The organism is Leucobacter chromiireducens subsp. chromiireducens (genome assembly GCF_016758255.1).
GTDB classification, from domain to species: Bacteria; Actinomycetota; Actinomycetes; order Actinomycetales; family Microbacteriaceae; genus Leucobacter; species Leucobacter chromiireducens.
Map to the genome: position 1 here is coordinate 262410 of NZ_QYAD01000001.1, position 18309 is coordinate 280718.

The following is an 18309-nucleotide window of genomic DNA, read 5'->3' on the forward strand; positions in this document are numbered from 1 at the left end:
GGGAACGTTCCCACCCGTCGCACCCGAGGCGTTTCCCCGGAAAGGACACCCCAGCATGCAGCTCGACCTCATCGTTCGCGCGCGTGAGATCCTCACGCTCGATCCCGCTCGCCCCGTCGCACAGGCGCTTGGTGTCATCGGCGAACGGATCGTCGGCTTCGACGAGGAGCTCGCTGGCCTCCACGCGAAGAGCGAGTTGGACTTCGGCGATGCCTGCATCACACCGGGGCTCATCGATGCGCACTGCCACACCGCGTGGTGGGGGCTCGGGCTCGCGGCGATCGACCTCAGTCGTGCGCGCGGCCTCGACGAGCTCTATGCGCTCGTTGCCGCTGAGGTTGCTCGTCTGGACGAGGCAGGGGATCCGGGCGCGTGGGTGCACGGCACCGGCTTCAATCAGGCGCACCACGGGGGCGAGTTTCCCGACATTGCGCGTCTGGACGAGCTGACGGGCGGGCGTCCGCTCTACCTGCGCCACACCTCCGGGCACGCGTCGATCACGAACACGGCGACGCTTCGCCTCGTTGGTGCGCTCGATTCGAGCTTTGAGAACCCCACGGGCGGCGTCGTGGTGCGGGACGCGGCGGGCGCGCCGACGGGGCTCGTCGAGGAGGCGGCACAGGGACTTGTGCAGGCGCTCCTCCTCCCATACTCGACCGAGCACCTGGTGGGCGCGCTCGAGGCCGCGACCGCGCGCTACGCGGCCGAGGGCATCACGAGCTTCTCTGAGGCTGGCGTGGGCGGCGGTTGGATCGGGCACAGCACCGTCGAGGTCGCGGCCTACCAGCAGGCGGCCGAGCAGGGCCGCCTGCACGCGCGTGCCCAGCTCATGCCCGCGCTCGACGCACTCCGGCCGCTCACGGGCCACACGCACGACTTCGTTGGCACTGGCGCGGGCGCAGGGCTTGACCTCGGGATCCGGGCGGGCTTCGGCGATGACCGCGTGCGATTCGGGCACGTCAAGGTGTTCCTTGACGGCTCCCTGCTTGGCGCCACGGCGGCAGTGACCGAGGACTACTGCGGCCACGACCACAACACGGGGTACTTGCTCGACGAGCCGGAGGTGTACCGCGAGCGCGCGCTGGGCGCATACCGCGCAGGCTGGCCGCTCGCCCTGCACGCCATCGGGGACGCCGCAATTGATCTCGCCCTCGACCTCATCGCTGAAGCGCAGGAGCGCTACGGTGTGCGCGATGTGCCGTGCCGCATCGAGCACTTCGGGATCGCGCGGCCCGATCAGCTCGCGCGCGCGGGTGCGCTCGGCGTTGCGGTGACCCCGCAGGCTGGGTTCATTGGGCCGATCGGCGACCAGATGGCCGACCGCGTTGGCCCGGATCGCGCGGCCTGGCTGTACCGCGGCCGCTCGATCATCGATTCGGGGATTCTGCTTGCCGGCTCCTCGGACCTCCCGGTGGCAGACAACAACCTGCGCCGCGGCATGCAGTCTGCCGTCGACCGACGCACCGACTCCGGTGCCGTGCTCGGACCCGACGAGGCGATCACCCCCGAAGAGGCGCTCCGCACGCACACCGTCTGGGCAGCTCAGGCGACAGGCCAGGTGGCGAGCCGGGGCACCCTCGAGCGCGGCAAGCTCGCCGACCTCACCGTGTTCTCAGCGTCGCCGCTCACCGCACTGAATATCGCAGAGCTGGACATCGTCGCGACCATCCTCGGCGGCGAGCTCAGTTACGACGGCCGCTAGTTCAGACTCGGCTCCTCGGAGCCCCATCCAGTTTTCCCACGAAAGGACGCACCATGACCGAGACCCTCGGCGCCCCCAACGACCAGGCATTTCTCACGGACTGGGCCACGCACTCCGCCTTTGGTGCGGTGCCCGGTACCAACGGGGTGGATCGGCAGGCGGGAAGCGCCGCGGACGGCGAGCAGCGGGCGTGGTTCGCGCAGCTGCTCGAGTCGCGTGGGTTCACGGTGCTGCGAGACGAGATCGGTAACCAGTTCGGCCTGCTCGAGCTCGTCCCCGGCGCCCCGTACGTGCTTACGGGCTCGCACATGGACTCGCAGCCGACGGCTGGCCGCTTCGACGGCGCGTACGGCGTCATGGCTTCGGCGTACGCCTGCTTCCGCGTCGCAGACGAGCTGCGTGCGAACCCCGCGGGGGCACAGTTCAACCTCGCCGTGGTGAACTGGTTCAACGAGGAGGGGTCGCGCTTCAAGCCATCGATGATGGGCAGCTCGGTGTTCACCGGCAAGCTCGAGCTGGCCGAAGCGCTCGCGACTCCCGATCCCCGCGGCACGACCGTCGCAGAGGCGATGGGCGGGCTGGGCGAGCTGGGCGCGGGCCCGGTGTTCGGCGGCGCCTCGGGGCGCAGCGTCGCCTCCTACGCGGAGATCCATGTGCAGCAGGGGCGCAGCATGGAGGAAGACGGTGTGACGATCGGCCTCGTGAACGCGACCTGGGCGGCGCACAAGTTCGAGTTCCGCGTGACGGGGGAGCAGGCCCACTCGGGCTCCACGCTCATGCCGGAGCGACGCGACGCGCTGCTGGGTGCGGCCCGGCTGGTGGTTGCTGCGCGTGAGCTCGTGGACGAGTTCGAGCCGGGGCAGCTGCACACGGCCTGCGGCGAGCTGAACGTGTACCCGAACTCACCCGTCGTGGTGGCGAGCGAGGTGGAACTGCTGCTCGATCTGCGCTCGCCCGACGCGGAGGTGATCCGCGCCGCGCACGCCTCGCTCATGGCAACGGTGGAGCGGGTGCAGCGCGAGGACCGCGTGGGCATCGAGGTGATCGCGGAGCATGCGTGGGATCAGAACCCCTACCCGGAGGACGGTGTCGAGCTGGCGCGCGCGGTCGCGGAGCAGCTCGATCTCACCCACGATCGGGTGATGACGGTCGCGGGCCATGACTCGACGAACATGAAGGATGAGGTGCCGACGGTCATGCTGTTCGTGCCGAGCGTCAATGGCGTGTCCCACAACCTCGCGGAGTACACGCGCGATGAGGATCTGCTCGCGGGGATCGCGCACCTGACGGGCGTTGTCGAGCGTCTTGCCGCGGGTGCGCTCGTGCAGGCTGCCGCGTAACGCGTACTGCCAGCGGCTGGGTGTGGCGGGGTTCGCCCCGCTACGCCCAGCCAAACACGAGGGCAGGGTGGGTGACTCGCCACCAGAGATCCGGCTCAGCGATCCGCTCTGCCGCGACGACGGGCACCTCGCTGGTGCCCTCCGGAGTGGTCACCGCGATGCTTCCCACTCTCTGGCGGGCGGGGCCCCAGCTCGCGGCGTCGAGCGTCACCTCGCGGCTCGCGCTCTCGCCGGCGAGCAGCACCGCCGCGGCGCCGCCATCTGCGATGAGCGGAATCTCCGTGCCCTCGATGGTGGTTGCCGTGCCGACGAGCTCTTCGGGGTGCACGAGCTGCACCTGCCGCGTCGCGTCCCCCATTCCGGTGAAGAGGGTGCTCGTGTCGTGCGCCCGCTCCGGGCCGGAGTTGCGACCCAGCACGGCGGCGACCCGCACGACGTCACGGCCGTTCGCATTGGCCTCCTGGGCGGCGACGAGGTTTGATCCCGCAGCGCCGGAGGTGCCCGTCTTGAGCCCGATGACGCCGGGCAGCTTGGTAAGCAGCGGATTCGTGTTCGTGACCTCGCCGATCCCCCAGGGCAGCTCTGCGCTCGGCGTGCGAATGAGCTCCGCGATGACGGGCTCGTTGAGCGCGAGCTTCGCGATCCGTACTACATCGGCGGCCGAGGCGACGTTGCTCTCGTCCATGCCGGTCGGCTCGGCAAGCGACAGCGACCCCAGCCCGTTTCGCTTCGCCCACTCGGCCACGGCGCTCGAAAACTCCTCGCCCTCCCCAATCGTCTCGGCCGCGTACGCCGCCATGAAATCGTTCGCGGACGGAAGGAGCGAGAGCGTGAGCATCTGCCGGGTCGTGACCTCCGTGCCGATCGGGATCGGGTAGGCGATCCCCGAGAGCGCCTGATAGCCGCGCGTACGTGCGGCGTCCTCAGCGCTCCACACGTGCACTGGTCCGTCCTCGTCAGCGGCGAGTGGTGCGCGCTCGAGCCCCACGAGCACGGTGACGAGCTTTGAGATGCTCGCGATCGGGCGTGGGGTGTCGTCGTTGCTCCAGACCTCGTCGCTGCCGAGCCACCCGATCGCCGCGGGGCCCCGCTGCGCGTCGACCGTGGCCTGTGCGCGCTGCGTGAGCTCCTCGGCTGCTGCCGCGGCGGCGAGATTGGCGGGATCCTCCTCGATGCTCGTTGCGAGAGTGAGCTTGGGATCGGGGAGCGGGGTGACCGCGCAGGCCACCGTGTAGCCGCCGAGCACCAGTCCCGTCGTGAGGAGGCCGATCGCCCAGGCACGCCCCGGGCGCCGCCGCTTCTCTGCCTGCTCCGCGGCGGGTGTGGTGCGCATTCGCCCAGCCTACTGGCCGCGCCAGGACGGTTCTGTGCGGCGTTACGCCTGCGCGGCCATGCGGTCGTGCAACAGGTCAGGCTGCACAGCCGCCGCGTGCTGGGCTGTGCCAGGATGCAGCCGGCTGCCCGGCCCGGCCCTGGCACAATGGCCGTACTCGCGGGCGCGCACGCGCACCGCCGGATCCAACGTCGCCCGAGGAGGCCCCATGTCTGCACTGATCGCGGGATACGCGCGCACCCCCTTCACCCGCTTCACCGGTCAGCTTGCCGCGCAGCCCGCGACCGTGCTCGGCGCACACGCGACGAAGGCCGCGCTCGAGCGTGCGGGGGTCTCGCCGGAGCAGGTCGACACGCTCGTCGCCGGGCAGGTGCTGCAGGCTGGCGCGGGACAGAACCCCGCGCGCCAGACCGCGGTTGCTGCGGGCATCCCGCTCAACGTCCCCGCGATCACCCTGAACGCCGTGTGCCTCTCCGGCGCTGAGGCCGTGTCGCAGGCCGTGCGCCTCATCAACGCGGGCGAGGCCGAGATCGTTGTCGCGGTCGGCCAGGAGTCCATGTCGCTCGCGCCGCACGTCATGCCGCTCCGTGCGGGCACGAAGTACGGCACCGCGCAGATGGTCGACACGGTCGAGCGCGATGGGCTCTCCGATGCGTTCGACCAGGTCGCCATGGGGGCGCTCACCGAGCAGGGCAATACGCCGCTCGCGCTGACCCGCGAGGAACAGGACGCGTTTGCGGCGGCCTCGCACCAGCGCGCAGCGGCCTCGGCGGAGTTCCTCGCAGCAGAGATCGCGCCGTTCACGGTCACCTCGCGCCGCGGCGACACGGTCGTTTCGGCGGACGACGGTGTGCGCGCTGACACCACGGCCGAGGGGCTCGCGGGCCTCCGCCCCGCGTTCGCGAAGGACGGCACGATCACTGCTGGCAACGCCTCGCAGATCACGGACGGCGCCGCCGCACTCGTCATCGTGAGCGAGGCTGCCGCGGAGCGCCTCGGCCTCACCCCCATCGCGCGCGTCGAAGCGACCGCGTTCGTTGCCGGCCCCGACACTCACCTGCACTCACAGCCGTCGCGCGCGATCGCGGCGGCGCTCGCAAAGATCGACGGAGTGGCAGCCGGAGACCTCGCGGCGGTGGAGATCAACGAGGCCTTTGCCGCGGTGGGCATCCAGTCGACCCGCGAGTTGGGCATCGATCCCGCAATCGTCAACCAGCACGGTGGCGCGATTGCGCTCGGGCACCCCATCGGGGCCTCGGGTGCGCGCATTGTTGGCACGCTCGCCCGCCAACTCGCGGCGGCGGGAGCAGGCTCGCTCGGCGCGATCGGCATCTGCGGCGGTGGCGGCCAGGGCTCCGCGGTGGTGCTCCGCGCCCTCTAGGGCTCCTTAGCCCCACCCGCCCCGTCCCCTCGCCCCCCGCGGATCGGGGTCACTTGGGCAGGGTGTCGGAGGCCTGCCCGGCGCGACACCCTGCCCAAGTGACCCCGAATCGGGGCGGGCGAGGGCGGCCGCGGCATATAGCCTCGATGGGGGCGTGTTTGCGCCCCACGGGAGTGAAGGTGGCGCGTGCACACGGTTCGGAGAGCACTACGAGCGGCAGGGGCCGCGATCCGAAGCCTCTTCGCGCTACCCCCGAACCCGGGGCCGCGGCACTGGATCGCGCTGCGCGCGGCCGCCTCGATGGGGGTGCCGCTTGCGACCCTCACCGCGCTCGGGCGACCCGACCTCGGACTGCAGGCCGGCACTGGCGCCTTTCTCGCCCTCTTCTACGCGGGACTCGGCGCGGCCGAGCGCGCACGCGTGCTCCCCGTGGTGGGCGCCGTGCTGCTGTCCTGCGCCGCGCTCGGCACCTGGCTCGCCCCGTCGCACCTGCTCACCGCTGTGGGCCTCGTCGTCGTCTCGATCGCGGTGAGCGCGTTCGCGTTCGGATGCCGGGTGGGCCCGCCCGGTCCCGTCTTCTTCGTGCTCATGTTCGGCCTCGCCGGCACCATCACGGGCGTGCACGACGGCGTACGGGTGACGGAGCCTGCGGTGTTCCTGAGCGCGCTCGCCGCCGGGCTGCTCTTCTCGTACCTGCTTGCCCTCCTGCCGCTCCTGCGGCGCACGGAACGCGCGAAGCCCGCTCGCCCCTTCCGTGAGCTGCTGCCCCGCCTCTGGCTCGGCGCGGGTGAGCAGCAACTCGTGGTGCGCATCGCTCTCGTCGCGGCACTCGGCGCGCTCATCAGCGTGCTCTGGCTCGATCCGCAGCGCGCGTACTGGACGGTCTCAACCGGGATCGCGGTGGTGGGGCTCAGTGCCGTGCGCAGCCACTCCCTCGGACGTGGGGTGCACCGCACCGCGGGCACACTGCTCGGCGCTGCGCTGTTCCTCGTGATTGCCCCGCTCGGCGAACACACGTGGATCTTCGTCGCGCTCCTCACCGCCCTGCAGTTTCTCATCGAGCTCGTGGTCGTGCGCAACTACGCGTTTGCGCTCGTATTCATCACGCCGCTGGTGCTGCTGATCACCTCGGCGGCCGCCGGTGGCGCCGACCCGTTTGCCACCGCGGGGGAGCGGGTGCTCGACACTGCCGTCGGTTCGGCCCTCGCGATCCTTTCCGCCGTGGTGCACCGCCCGCCGCGACAGGCGCAGCCGAACTAGGGGCGCGCCTCGAACACCATGCGGCCGCGGCCGAGCAAAATCCCCGCAACGAGCTGCACCGCCCCCACCGCGAGCACCAACCAGAGCGGCAGGATCCACCCCCCGCTGGACGCGGCGAGCCAGCCGAAGAGCGCGGGTCCCGCCGCGGCGATGAGATAGCCGATCGATTGGGCCATGCCCGACAGCGCGCTCGCGGCCTCCGAGCTCTGCGCGCGGATGGCCATGTAGAGCATGGACAGGCTGAGCGACGCACCCGACGCGAACCCGCCGAGCAATACCCAGTGCAGGCCGGGGCCGGGGATCAGCACCACGCACGCGAAGGTTCCCGCGATCAAGATTGGGATCACGGCCGGCAGCCAGCGCTCCTGTGTGCCGCGGAACATGAGCGGCAGGCAGAGGGAGCCGAGGATGCTGACGAGCTGGTAGAACATCACGTCGAGGCCCGCATCGACCGCCGAGCTGCCCTGCGACACCTGGATCGGCGCGAGCCACGTGGCGATCATGTAGAACAGCATCGCCTGCGAACCCTGGTACACGGCGACTGTCCAAGCGACCGGGTCGCGCCAGATTCGGCGCCCCACGCGGTCGTTCGTGGTGCCCCGCATGCTCGATGTGAGCGGGAGCGCTTCGTATCGCTGCGGTGCTGGTTCACCGCGGGTGGCCGAGAGCCAGGCGACGAGCGCGACGGGAATGAGTGCGCCGCTCGTGAGGAGCGCGATGCGCCACCCCAGCTCGCCCGTGCTGGTTTCGACGTGGGAGATGGGAACGACGAGGCCGGCCGCAAGCGCGCCAATGCCGCCGAGCAGCGCCGTGTAGATGCCCATCACCGTGGGCACGCGGGCACTGAAGTCGCGCCGGATCACGACAGGGAGGAGCACGTTGCCGATGGCGAGCGCCGCACCGATGAGGGCGGTGCCGAACCAGAGGTTGAGCTCGCTTCCGGGAAGCGAGCGCCACACGGTGCCCGCGGTGAGTGCCACGAGCGACCAGCTGATGGTGCGTGAGAGCCCGAACCTAAGGCTGAGCCCGTGCGCGAGTGGGGAGACGAGTGACCACGCGATGAGTGGCACGGAGGCCAACCCGCCGAGCGCCGCCGGGGCCACCCCGCGGTCTGCCGCGATCTGCTCGAGGAGCGGGCCGACGCCCGTGATGGTCATCCGCATATTCGCCGCGAGCAGGCATACCGCAACGAAGAGAAGGCCCCAGTTGCGGGGCCGAGCAGCGGCGTCGGTCACGAATGGACCCTATCGGACTTCGGGCCCCTCCTCGCGCGGCTGAGTGTCCGGGGCGCCCGCAGTGCCCCCGCTCCGACGCCGGGCGGGGACCCTGCGCTGCGGCTAGTGGCCGAACTCGTCGGCGTCGTGGTGCAGCGGGGCGCCGGTATCGAGTGCCGTGATTGCGGCCATTTCGCTCGGGGTAAGGGCGAAATCGAAGATGTCGAGGTTTTCCCGTTGCCGCGCGGGGTTCGCCGACTTCGGTGCGGCCGCATTGCCCTGCTGCACGTGCCAGCGAAGCGTGATCTGCGCCGGGGTTTTCCCGTGGGCGGCCGCCGCGTCGGCAATCGCCGGGGCGCTGAGGAACGCGCCGCCGCGGCCGAGCGGCGTGTACGCGGTGGTCACGATGCCGTGCGCGCGATTCGCCTCCTGCAGCTCGGGCTGCGTGTGCTCGGGATCGAGCTGAATCTGGTTCACCTCGGGCACGATGCCCGCGTCGATCACCCGCGCGAGGTGCGTCGGCTTGAAATTCGACACCCCGAGCGCGCGGATCAGCCCTTCCTGGCGGAGCTCGGCAAGTCCGCGCACGGCCTCGATGTAGCGATCCTGGTCCGGGTTGGGCCAGTGCACGAGAAAGAGATCGATGGTGTCCACGCCGAGCCGCTGGCAGCTCGCCTCGAACGCCGCGCGTACGCCGTCGACACTGTGCCAGGCGCGATTGAACTTCGTGGTGATGAACACCTCGTCGCGCGGCAGACCCGAGCGACGGATCCCCTCGGCGACCCCGCGCTCGTTGCCGTAGTTCTCTGCCGTGTCGATGTGACGGTACCCGGCGGCGAGGGCGGACTCGACGGCGTTGGCGGTCTCCGCGTCATTCATCGGCCAGGTGCCCAACGCGAGGGCGGGCATCGCGGCCCCGCCGGAGAGCTGGATCGTGGGTGCAAGCGTGACCATGGGACTCCTTCTCATCGGTACCTCCACCCTACGAGGCGCCGCCGACACATTGGGTGAATGGTCGCCTCGGTAAAATACGCGAGTGCCGCAGCGTCGGTGTGTGAGCGTGAAGGAGTGGGTCGAGTGCGTGGTCTGTGGCGTTCGGGGCAGCCGCGGCTGCCGTGGCGACGGCTGGTGCTTGCGGTACTGGGGGTGGCGCTTGTGGTCGCCCTCCTCGGGCTGCTCGGGGGAGCGGTCGATTTGACGCTGCTCTTCCTCGGCTTCGCGCCGAGTTGTCTGCTCGTGTATCTGCTCCCCGAGGCCCCCGTGTCGCAGCCGAGCGCGGTGGTGGGCGGGCACTTCGTCTCGGCCCTGGTTGGCGTGGGCGCTGCGGCGCTCCTTCCGCTGAGCTGGTGGAGTGCGGCGCTCGCCGCAGGGGTGGCCACCGCGGCAATGGCGCTCCTGCGCATCATCCACCCACCCGCGGTCGCGACGGCGGTGGTGGCGCTCGCCTCTGGCGCGGGCTGGATGTTCCTGCTGTTTCCCGCGCTCGCCGCCCCCGTGCTCATCGTCGCGGTGGCGCTCGTGTACCACCGCTTCACCGGGGTGCAGTACCCCGCGCCCGGCTTGATGGGCGGCGGCCGCGTGGAGCGGCACCCGCGGGACGAGTAGCGTCCGAGGGGCGAGAGTTCATCGCAAATTCAGCAGTTTCTCTGGCGGGATCGGTTCCTTTCGGTTAAACTTGAGTCAACAACACTCAAGTTTGCGGCGAAGGTCCGGCGCAGCCGCCCGGACGCATCGCTGCGCGGCACTGCGAACGGAAGGGACCCACATGCAGGCAAACTGGCAGCCCGCCCAGGGCGAGGGCGAACAGTCCGCCCTCGAGCAGTTCGGCGTCAATCTCACCGAGGTCGCCCGCTCGGGCAAGCTCGACCCGGTGATCGGGCGTGACTCCGAGATTCGTCGGGTGAGCCAGGTGCTCACCCGACGCACCAAGAACAACCCCGTCCTCATCGGCGAGCCCGGTGTCGGCAAGACCGCCGTGGTGGAGGGCCTCGCCCAGCGCATCGTCGCGGGCGACGTCGCCGAGTCACTGAAGGACAAGGAACTCATCTCCCTGGACATCTCCGCGCTCATCGCGGGCGCGAAGTACCGGGGAGAGTTCGAGGAGCGCATGAAGGCGGTGCTCGCCGAAATCAAGGAGTCGGACGGCAAGTTCATCACCTTCATCGACGAGTTGCACACGCTCATGGGCGCGGGCGGTGGCGAAAGCTCCGTTGCGGCTTCGCAGATGCTGAAGCCTATGCTGGCGCGCGGAGAGCTGCGCCTCATCGGTGCAACCACGCTCGACGAGTACCGCGAGTACATCGAGAAGGATGCTGCGCTCGAGCGGCGCTTCCAGCAGGTCTATGTGGGCGAGCCGTCCGTGGAGGACACGGTGGCGATCCTGCGCGGATTGAAGGAGCGCTACGAGGCGCACCACAAGGTGACGATTGCCGACTCGGCCCTCGTCGCCGCGGCCGCGCTGTCGAACCGCTACATCACTGCGCGCCAGCTGCCGGACAAGGCGATCGACCTGATCGACGAGGCCGCGAGCCGGCTGCGCATGGAGATCGATTCCGCGCCGATGGAGATCGACGAGCTGCGCCGTGCGGTCGACCGCCTGAAGCTCGAGGAGCTCGCCCTGAAGAAGGAGAAGGACGACGCGTCGAAGGAGCGTCTCGCGAAGCTTCGCGACGACCTTGGTGAGAAGCAGGCGGAGCTCGACGTGCTCGAGGCGCGCTGGGAGCGCGAGCGCGCAAGCCTGAACCGCGTGGGTGAGCTGCGCGAGAAGCTCGACCAGCTGCGCATGGCCGCCGAGGTGGCGCAGCGCGAGGGCCAGCTCGAGAAGGCGTCGAAGCTGCTCTACGGGGAAATCCCGGTGATCCAGAAGCAGCTCACCGAAGCCGAGAATGCCGAGGCCGCCGACGAGGTGAGCGGTGAGCCGCGCATGGTCAACGAGCAGGTGACCGATGAGGACATCGCGGGTGTGGTTGCCGCGTGGACTGGGATTCCGGTGGGTCGACTCCTGCAGGGCGAGACCGAGAAACTGCTCGCGCTCGAGAGTGAACTCGGCAAGCGGCTCATCGGACAGAGCGACGCGGTTGGCGCGGTCGCGGATGCCGTGCGGCGCACGCGCGCTGGCATCGCGGACCCGAACCGGCCGACGGGCTCGTTCCTGTTCCTTGGCCCGACGGGTGTCGGCAAGACGGAGCTCGCGAAGGCGCTCGCCGAGTTCCTCTTTGACGACGAGCACGCGATGGTGCGCATCGACATGAGCGAGTACGGCGAGAAGCACTCGGTCTCGCGCCTCGTCGGTGCGCCTCCCGGGTACGTCGGCTACGAGCAGGGCGGGCAGCTCACCGAAGCGGTGCGGCGTCGGCCGTACTCCGTCGTGCTGCTCGACGAGGTCGAGAAGGCGCACCCCGAGGTGTTCGATGTGCTGCTCCAGGTGCTCGACGATGGGCGGCTCACCGACGGGCAGGGCCGTACGGTCGACTTCCGCAACGTGATCCTCATCCTCACCTCGAACCTGGGCAGCCAGTACTTGGTCGATCAGGATCTCGCGTGGCCCGAGAAGGAGGCCGCCGTGCGCGAGACGGTGCGGCGGGCCTTCAAGCCTGAGTTCATCAACCGACTCGATGAGATGGTCATCTTCCACCCGCTCTCCGAGGAGAACCTGGCACAGATCGTCGAGTTGGCAATCGACCGGATGCAGGCGCGGCTCTCGGATCGCCGCCTCACCCTCGCGGTGACCCCCGAGGCGCGCGGCTGGCTCGCCTCGCGCGGCTACGACCCGAGCTACGGTGCGCGCCCGCTGCGCCGCCTCATGCAGAAAGAGATCGACGACCGTCTGGCCCGTGCGATCCTCTCCGGCGAGGTGCGCGACGGCTCAGCCGTGCGAGTGGACGTCGCCCCCGACGGGGGCTCGCTCGCTCTCGCCGTGATGCCGGAGCACTAGGCGCGAGGCTGCGGCCCGGCCGTTCCCCGAACACGAAGTTCCAGGAATGGCCGGGCCGCGGCGTGCGTTGGCCCCAGTGGGGCGCCGACTGGTCGGCCCCACCGCATTCACCGAAGGAGTCGACATGGCAGAGACCACCCGCACGCGCATTGGTACGTCCGAGCTCGAGATTGCCCCGCTTGCGCTTGGCGGCAACGTTTTCGGCTGGACCGCTGACCGAGACGCCTCCTTCGATGTGCTCGACGGCTTCCTCGCGGGCGGCGGGAACTTCGTTGATACGGCCGACGGATACTCGCACTGGGTGTCCGGCCACGGCGGCGGCGAGTCGGAGACGATCCTTGGTGAGTGGTTCGCCGCGCGCGGTACTCGCGACCGCGTGGTGCTCGCCACCAAGGTGTCGACCCACCCGCAGTTCTCCGGCCTCGCGGGTGACAACGTGCGCGCTGCCGCCGACGCGTCGCTCGCACGCCTCGGCACTGACTACATCGACCTTTACTACGCACACTTCGACGATGCCGAAACGCCGCTCGAGGAGACGGTCGCCGCATTCTCCGGGCTCGTCGACGCAGGCAAGATCCGCGCGATCGGCATCTCGAACTACACCGCAGAGCGCGCGGCCGAGTGGTTCCGCATTGCTCGGGCGGGCGGGTACCACCTGCCCGTCGCGCTGCAGCCGCACTACAACCTGGTGGAGCGTGCCTTCGAGACCAACGGGTTGCGTGCCGTGGCCGAGGCCGAGGGCCTGGGTGTGTTCCCGTACTTCTCGCTGGCGAGCGGCTTCCTCGCGGGGAAGTACCGTGACGCGGGCGACGCGGAGACGCCCGGTGCGAGCGACCGCGCCTCTGCAGCGATTGCCTACCTGAACGATCGCGGCCGGGCCGTGCTCGGCGCGCTCGACACCGTTGCCGCGGCGCACGCGGCCGAGCTCTCCACGATCGCGCTCGCGTGGCTGCGCCAGCAGCCCACGGTTGCCGCTCCGATCGCGAGCGCGCGCACCCGCGACCAGCTCACGGCGCTGCTTGCGTCGCTGACCACGGAGCTCACGCCCGCCGAGCTTGAGCAGCTCGCGGTGGCGTCGGCCTAGGCTTCTCGCGCGGGATCGCCGGCACCGAGCGGCCCGGCCGGGAACGCGAGCGCGCACGCGTGGGCCGCGGTCTCTGCAAGTAGCGCGCTCGCGTCTCGCTGGAGCTCGCTCAGCGTCGCCGGGCCGGGTGCGAGCGACAGCGCTGCGGTGATCCCGGCAGCGCGGCACTCCGCCGCGCTGAGCGCGACGGACCCCGCAATGACCACCACGCGGGGCGGCCGCTCCGAGCCAGCGCTCGCGCACCCGGCAAGCACGCGGGACACGACCTTGCCGGCGAGCGATTGCGCGTCGAGCCTGCCCTCGCCCGTGAGCACGAGGTCGGCCTCGCGGAGCGCCGCATCGAGGCCGACCGCGGCGGCAACCAGTTCAGCTCCGGGCATGAGCTCCGCACCCCACAGCGCGACCGGCCCCAGAGCGAGTCCGCCCGCGGCACCGAGGCCGGGGAGCGTCGTGAGTGCTGTGCGTGCGTGCTGCGCCGCGCTGCGCGTGGCGGCGGGAGAAGTCTCCCCTGCCTCGGCGAGGAGTTCGGCGAACCGTGCGAGTCCCGCGTCGATCACGGCCACCTCCGCGGGGCTCGCTCCCTTTTGCGGTCCAAACACTGACGCAGCGCCTTGCGCGCCGAGCAGCGGGTTCGTGACGTCGACAGCGATGCGCCATCGTGCCTCCCGCGCGGCGGGCAGCAGACCCGACAGATCGATGCGCGCGAGCTCGCTGAGGCCTCTGGCGCCTCCCGCGATGGGCGCCCCATCGGCGCGGAGCAGCCGCACCCCGAGTGCGCGCAGCATGCCTGCGCCACCGTCGCTCGTTGCCGAGCCGCCGATGCACACGAGCAGCTCGCGCGCGCCCGCGTCGAGTGCGGCGCGAAGGAGCGCCCCGACGCCCGCCGAGTCGGCATCGAGCGCGCGCAGTGGCTCATCGGCGACGTGAGGGAGTCCGTTCGCCTCGGCGGCCTCGACGACCGCCCGCGATCCGTCGGCGCTCAGTGCAATCCGTCCGACGCGGGGCCGATCCAGCGCGTCGCTCGTGGGCACCGCCACGATCTCACCGCCCCACGCCTCGGCGAGGACCTCGAGGGTGCCCTCGCCGCCATCGGCCAGCGGCAGCTCATGAATCTGCACGCCGGGGCCGAGCGCCGCGCGGGCGCCCTGAGCGAGTGCGCGAGCTGCGGTCGACGCCGAGCAGCTCCCCTTCAGGGAGTCGGGTGCGATCACCACGCGGAGAGGAGCTGCTGTCATGCGCTCAGCATACGGCGAGCGATGGTGCCACCGTCGCGCTCGGCCTGGGAGAATGGGTGGGTGAACCACATCGCCGACCCCGAGCCCTCAGGCCCCGCAGCCTCGTCTCCGAATGCCGCTCCGCAGGCGGCGCCGGCGGCCCCGCACCCCGAGCGCACTACGGCGGGCGTTGGTCCGTGGCCCGGCGGGCCCGACGCGTGGCCGGAGGACGAGCGATACGATCCCGAGCTGCTTGAGCACGGGGACACCCGCAACGTGATCGACCGCTATCGGTACTGGCGCATGGCCGCGATTGTGGCCGATCTCGACGAGCACCGGCACCCGTTCCACGTGGCGATCGAGAACTGGCAGCACGACATGAACATTGGTTCGATCGTGCGCAGCGCAAACGCGTTCGCCGCAGACACCGTGCACATCGTGGGGCGGCGACGCTGGAACAAACGGGGTGCGATGGTGACCGACCGCTACCAGCACGTCGAGCACCGCGAGGACATTGACGCGCTCGTGGCGTGGGCGCAAGCGGAGGGCGTACCGATCATCGCGATCGACAACGTGCCTGGCTGCGTACCGATGGAGACGTTCGATTGGCCAGAGCGGTGCGTGATGCTGTTTGGGCAGGAGGGCCCCGGGCTCACCGCCGAGGCGATCGCCGCGTCCGAGGCGGTCGTGGAGATCACGCAGTACGGGTCAACGCGCTCCATTAACGCCTCGGCTGCGGCCGCGGTGGCGATGTTTAGCTGGGTGCAGCAGCACTCGCTGCTCGTGCCGCGCTAGACCACGTCCTTGCGCCAGCGCGTCACCCAGCCGAGCAGCACGGCCACCACGCCGTAGGCGAGGAGGACGGCGAGGCCGGACCAGATCCCCAGCGGGGCCGCGCTGTCCGGCGCGGTCGGGTCGATCGTCGACATACTGTTCATCACGCTGGCGCCCACGAACGCGTCGCTCGCGGCGCCCGGCAGGTACTTGGCGAGCTGAGCGCTCCAGTCCCAGAAACCGGCGGCCATGCGTAGCACCGGCTCAAGGAACTGCGTGAACACGAGGGTGATGACGATCGCGAAGGCCTGGTTGCCGACGAGCAGACCGACCCCGAAGCCGATCACGGCCCAGACGCCGATCGCCGCGATCACGCGCGCGAGGAGGGCCCACGTCTCTGAGGTGCCGAGCATGGGATCGCCGTCGGTCGCCGCGAGGATGCCGCCGCCCGCGCTCACCGCGCCGATGACGCCAGCGGCGCCGAGCAGCAGGCCGACGCCGAGCAGCACCTTGACCTTGCCCAGCAAGACGATGCCGCGGCGCGGTTCGAACGTGAACGCGAGGCCGAGGGTGCGGTGCCGCAGCTCGCCCGTCGCCATGAGCGCGCCAAAGATGAGTGGGATCACATAACCGAACGTGGCGACGCCCGAGTAGACGAGGCCGGCCGTCTCCTGCGCGGGGAGGGCGATCCCGCCCATGTCGCTGGGGATTGCGCCAAACATGAACGCGAACGCGCCGGCCATGAGTGCGGAGTAGCCGGCGAGCACAATGGCGAGGATCCACCAGAGCTTGGTGGAGCGCACCTTCCGCCACTCGGCGGAGACGCTGCGAAGAATCCGGTTCATGCGAAGCCTCCCTCGGTGCCGCCGTGCTCGGCGCTGCCGTTGATCAGGTCGAGGAAGCGCTGCTCGAGCTCCCCGGTTTCGGTGCTGAGGTGCGAGAGCGGCACGCCCGCCGCGAAAGCGATCTGCCCCACGGTCTCGGGCTCGAGCCCCGTCACGCGGAGGGCCGCGCCGTGCTGGCTGTGCACCTGTGCGCCGGCCTGCTCCAGCGCCTGCGCGAGTGTGACCTGGTCGGGTGCGGCAACTCGCACGGCGGCCTGCCCGGCGCCCCGCTGCAGCTCGTCGAGGGTACCGGCAAATGCCAGCTCGCCGCGCCGAATGACGATCACATCGTCGACGGTCTGCTGCACCTCGCTCAAGAGGTGGGAGGAGAGCACCACGGTCTTGCCCTGGCTGGCGAGGTGGCGCAGAAACACGCGAATCCAGCGGATGCCCTCGGGATCGAGGCCGTTGATCGGTTCGTCGAGCAGCAGCACATCGGGATCCCCGAGCAGCGCAGTGCCGAGCGCGAGCCGCTGACGCATGCCGAGCGAGTAGCCGCCCGTCTTGCGATCGGCTGCGTCGCTCAAACCGACGAGTGTGAGCACCTCGCCGACGCGCGCCTCCGGGAGGCCGATCGCGCGGCGTGCGATGTCGAGGTGCGCGCGCCCGGTGTGTGCGGGGTGGAAGTCGGCGGAGAGCGCGGAGCCCACCGTGAGCGCGGGGCGTTCGAGGCTGGCGTACGGCGCGCCGCCGATTGTTGCGCTGCCGCTGTCAGGTCGGACGAGGCCGAGCGTCATGGCAAGCGTGGTGGTCTTGCCCGAGCCGTTCGGGCCCAGGAAGCCGGTGACGCGGCCCGGCTCAGCGGTGAAGCTGAGCGCATTGACCGCACGCACCGACCCAAAGTTCTTGGTGAGTCCGTCGACCCTGACTGGCAGTCCCATGCGCCGTCCTCTCTCGATTGGTGCGGCGTTTCTATAAATAACCCTACAGGAAATAGAACTAATCGCGAGAGGATGGTGTGACTGGGGTGGCTAGTGGCCGCCGCCCGTGTAGGGGCCGGTGGCAGCGAGCCGCTCCATGTGGGCGGGCAGGGCGAACCGGGGGTCCACGCCCGCGGCGTCCGGCGAGTACCCGGCAGCCAACTGCGCCGCCCACTCGCCGAGCTTCGGGGCGAACTTGAAGCCGTGCCCCGAGAGGCCGGTCACGGTGACAACCCGGCCGCTCGCGCTCTGGTCGACAACGGGCAGACGATCCGGCGTGTAGGCGCAGTGGTGCACGCTCTCGCGCACGGGCTCAGGGTTAATGCCCTCGAACAGTTCTGCGGCGCGCTGCCCGATCCTGATCAGCTCCTCCCTGGTGTGATGCGTCGGCACTTCGCTCACGTCGCGGAAGACCGGCCACTCGGGGTTCGTGCAGGCCTTGAATGCGTAGCCGTCGAAGCTCGGGGCACCGAAGAAGTGCACGGAGCCCGCGTCGCGCAGGAAAGCGGGGAAGCGCTCGGGAACAAAGAGGCTCGGGTCCTTCGGCATAAACCAGGTGAGCCCGAGCACCTGCAAACGCAGCAGCTCGTCGAGTTCGGGCGAGAGGCGTGCCGACCACGATCCCGAGGCGACGACGACCGTGCGGGCGAGCCAGGCGCCCTGGGTGGTGCGCACGACCACGCCGTTCGCCCGCTCCTCGATGTCGATCACGGGGGTGTTGAAGTGCAGTTCGGCGCCATTCGCCTCTGCGATGTCGAGCGCGCTCATCAGGGCGACCTCGGGGCGCAGGCCGCCACCGTGCGCGTCGAGCAGGCCGACATCGCCGTCTTGCACGCGGTGCTGCGGGAACTCGGCGCGCAACTCCTCCGTGCTGAGAAGCCGGTGTTCAAGTTCGAACTCGCGCACCGTGCCGAGCGCGGTCACGAGATCGGGGAACCCCTCGGGGGCGATGCTGAGCGCGCCCACCTCCGCGTAGATGTCGCGACCCGACTCGCGCTCGAGCTCGCGCCAGAGCTCGCGAGAGCGCTGAATCATGCGGACATAGGTGCCGCCCTCGTGCACCGCGGTGCGGAACACGCGCGATTCGCCCGCGTACGAGCCGTGCGAGTGCACGCGACCGAACTGCTCGATCCCGACCACCTTTAGGCCCTCGCGCTTGCTGAGCTGCCAGAGCGCCATCGCGCCGACCGCGCCCGCTCCGATCACAATGACGTCGGTCTGCTGCAGATCCATGTGTGCTTCCTTCGCTGGTGTGGAGAACTGATCGGG

At 70.2% G+C, this 18309-nt stretch carries 15 protein-coding genes; 8 read left to right on the forward strand and 7 right to left on the reverse strand.

What is annotated here, in order from left to right:
* Positions 1-55: 55 nt before the first annotated feature.
* Together D3226_RS01255 and D3226_RS01260 are read left to right on the forward strand one after the other, a co-directional pair.
* On the forward strand, positions 56-1702 hold the full coding sequence (locus D3226_RS01255) for an amidohydrolase (RefSeq protein WP_202380618.1): 1647 nt from the start codon (positions 56-58) through the stop codon (positions 1700-1702).
* Positions 1703-1755: 53 nt separating this feature from the next.
* Complete coding sequence (locus D3226_RS01260; protein WP_202380619.1) at positions 1756-3042, forward strand: M20 family metallo-hydrolase; 1287 nt, start codon at positions 1756-1758, stop codon at positions 3040-3042.
* 40 nt (positions 3043-3082) lie between these two features.
* Here D3226_RS01260 and D3226_RS01265 read toward each other — a convergent pair whose 3' ends face one another.
* Entirely contained in the window at positions 3083-4375 is a 1293-nt protein-coding gene (locus D3226_RS01265) for a D-alanyl-D-alanine carboxypeptidase family protein (protein ID WP_202380620.1), read from the reverse strand.
* A gap of 208 nt (positions 4376-4583) precedes the next feature.
* Between D3226_RS01265 and D3226_RS01270 the strand changes: the two genes are divergently transcribed.
* Both D3226_RS01270 and D3226_RS14980 read left to right on the forward strand, forming a co-directional pair.
* Complete coding sequence (locus D3226_RS01270; RefSeq protein WP_202380621.1) at positions 4584-5756, forward strand: acetyl-CoA C-acyltransferase; 1173 nt, start codon at positions 4584-4586, stop codon at positions 5754-5756.
* 186 nt (positions 5757-5942) lie between these two features.
* A complete protein-coding gene (locus D3226_RS14980; RefSeq protein WP_337248860.1) occupies positions 5943-7016 on the forward strand; it encodes an FUSC family protein in 1074 nt (357 codons plus the stop codon).
* Here D3226_RS14980 and D3226_RS01280 read toward each other — a convergent pair.
* Both D3226_RS01280 and D3226_RS01285 read right to left on the reverse strand, forming a co-directional pair.
* On the reverse strand, positions 7013-8251 hold the full coding sequence (locus D3226_RS01280) for an MFS transporter (RefSeq protein ID WP_337248861.1): 1239 nt from the start codon (positions 8249-8251) through the stop codon (positions 7013-7015). The genes D3226_RS14980 and D3226_RS01280 overlap by 4 nt on opposite strands.
* Positions 8252-8353: 102 nt before the next feature.
* Positions 8354-9184: an aldo/keto reductase gene (locus tag D3226_RS01285; RefSeq protein WP_202380622.1), complete on the reverse strand. Its 831-nt coding sequence runs from the start codon at positions 9182-9184 to the stop codon at positions 8354-8356.
* Between the two features lie 57 nt (positions 9185-9241).
* On the opposite strand from D3226_RS01285, the gene D3226_RS01290 reads away from it, so the two are divergent.
* From D3226_RS01290 to D3226_RS01300, 3 genes are all read left to right on the forward strand, one after another.
* Positions 9242-9835 (forward strand): HPP family protein, encoded by a 594-nt coding sequence (locus D3226_RS01290; protein ID WP_202380623.1) that lies wholly within the window; start codon positions 9242-9244, stop codon positions 9833-9835.
* Positions 9836-9995: 160 nt separating this feature from the next.
* Positions 9996-12164 carry an ATP-dependent Clp protease ATP-binding subunit gene (locus tag D3226_RS01295; RefSeq protein WP_202380624.1) on the forward strand — a complete coding sequence of 723 codons (2169 nt, stop codon included), beginning with the start codon at positions 9996-9998 and terminating at the stop codon, positions 12162-12164.
* A 124-nt stretch (positions 12165-12288) separates the two neighbouring features.
* Positions 12289-13248 carry an aldo/keto reductase gene (locus D3226_RS01300; RefSeq protein ID WP_202380625.1) on the forward strand — a complete coding sequence of 320 codons (960 nt, stop codon included), beginning with the start codon at positions 12289-12291 and terminating at the stop codon, positions 13246-13248.
* Here D3226_RS01300 and D3226_RS01305 read toward each other — a convergent pair.
* Complete coding sequence (locus D3226_RS01305) at positions 13245-14483, reverse strand: glycerate kinase (protein WP_202380626.1); 1239 nt, start codon at positions 14481-14483, stop codon at positions 13245-13247. The two genes, D3226_RS01300 and D3226_RS01305, sit on opposite strands and share 4 nt — an antisense overlap.
* A 60-nt stretch (positions 14484-14543) precedes the next feature.
* Here D3226_RS01305 and D3226_RS01310 point away from each other — a divergent pair, with 60 nt between their 5' ends.
* Entirely contained in the window at positions 14544-15257 is a 714-nt protein-coding gene (locus D3226_RS01310; RefSeq protein ID WP_202380627.1) for a TrmH family RNA methyltransferase, read from the forward strand.
* Here the strand turns inward: D3226_RS01310 and D3226_RS01315 are convergent.
* From D3226_RS01315 to solA, 3 genes are all read right to left on the reverse strand, one after another.
* The gene (locus tag D3226_RS01315) at positions 15254-16081 is read right to left on the reverse strand and encodes an ABC transporter permease (protein WP_202380628.1); all 828 of its coding nucleotides are present in this window, start codon (positions 16079-16081) and stop codon (positions 15254-15256) included. The genes D3226_RS01310 and D3226_RS01315 overlap by 4 nt on opposite strands.
* Positions 16078-17001 (reverse strand): ABC transporter ATP-binding protein, encoded by a 924-nt coding sequence (locus D3226_RS01320; protein ID WP_202380629.1) that lies wholly within the window; start codon positions 16999-17001, stop codon positions 16078-16080. The genes D3226_RS01315 and D3226_RS01320 overlap by 4 nt, the downstream gene beginning before the upstream one ends.
* A gap of 90 nt (positions 17002-17091) precedes the next feature.
* On the reverse strand, positions 17092-18273 hold the full coding sequence (gene solA, locus D3226_RS01325; RefSeq protein WP_202380630.1) for an N-methyl-L-tryptophan oxidase: 1182 nt from the start codon (positions 18271-18273) through the stop codon (positions 17092-17094).
* Positions 18274-18309 lie beyond the last annotated feature (36 nt).

Coding starts and splice junctions, on each gene's coding strand:
- D3226_RS01255 (WP_202380618.1), top strand. CDS start 56: ATGCAGCTCGACCTCATCGTTCGCGCGCGTGAGATCCTCACGCTCGAT.
- D3226_RS01260 (WP_202380619.1), top strand. CDS start 1,756: ATGACCGAGACCCTCGGCGCCCCCAACGACCAGGCATTTCTCACGGAC.
- D3226_RS01265 (WP_202380620.1), bottom strand. CDS start 4,375: ATGCGCACCACACCCGCCGCGGAGCAGGCAGAGAAGCGGCGGCGCCCG.
- D3226_RS01270 (WP_202380621.1), top strand. CDS start 4,584: ATGTCTGCACTGATCGCGGGATACGCGCGCACCCCCTTCACCCGCTTC.
- D3226_RS01285 (WP_202380622.1), bottom strand. CDS start 9,184: ATGGTCACGCTTGCACCCACGATCCAGCTCTCCGGCGGGGCCGCGATG.
- D3226_RS01290 (WP_202380623.1), top strand. CDS start 9,242: ATGGTCGCCTCGGTAAAATACGCGAGTGCCGCAGCGTCGGTGTGTGAG.
- D3226_RS01295 (WP_202380624.1), top strand. CDS start 9,996: ATGCAGGCAAACTGGCAGCCCGCCCAGGGCGAGGGCGAACAGTCCGCC.
- D3226_RS01300 (WP_202380625.1), top strand. CDS start 12,289: ATGGCAGAGACCACCCGCACGCGCATTGGTACGTCCGAGCTCGAGATT.
- D3226_RS01305 (WP_202380626.1), bottom strand. CDS start 14,483: ATGACAGCAGCTCCTCTCCGCGTGGTGATCGCACCCGACTCCCTGAAG.
- D3226_RS01315 (WP_202380628.1), bottom strand. CDS start 16,081: ATGAACCGGATTCTTCGCAGCGTCTCCGCCGAGTGGCGGAAGGTGCGC.
- D3226_RS01320 (WP_202380629.1), bottom strand. CDS start 17,001: ATGGGACTGCCAGTCAGGGTCGACGGACTCACCAAGAACTTTGGGTCG.
- solA (WP_202380630.1), bottom strand. CDS start 18,273: ATGGATCTGCAGCAGACCGACGTCATTGTGATCGGAGCGGGCGCGGTC.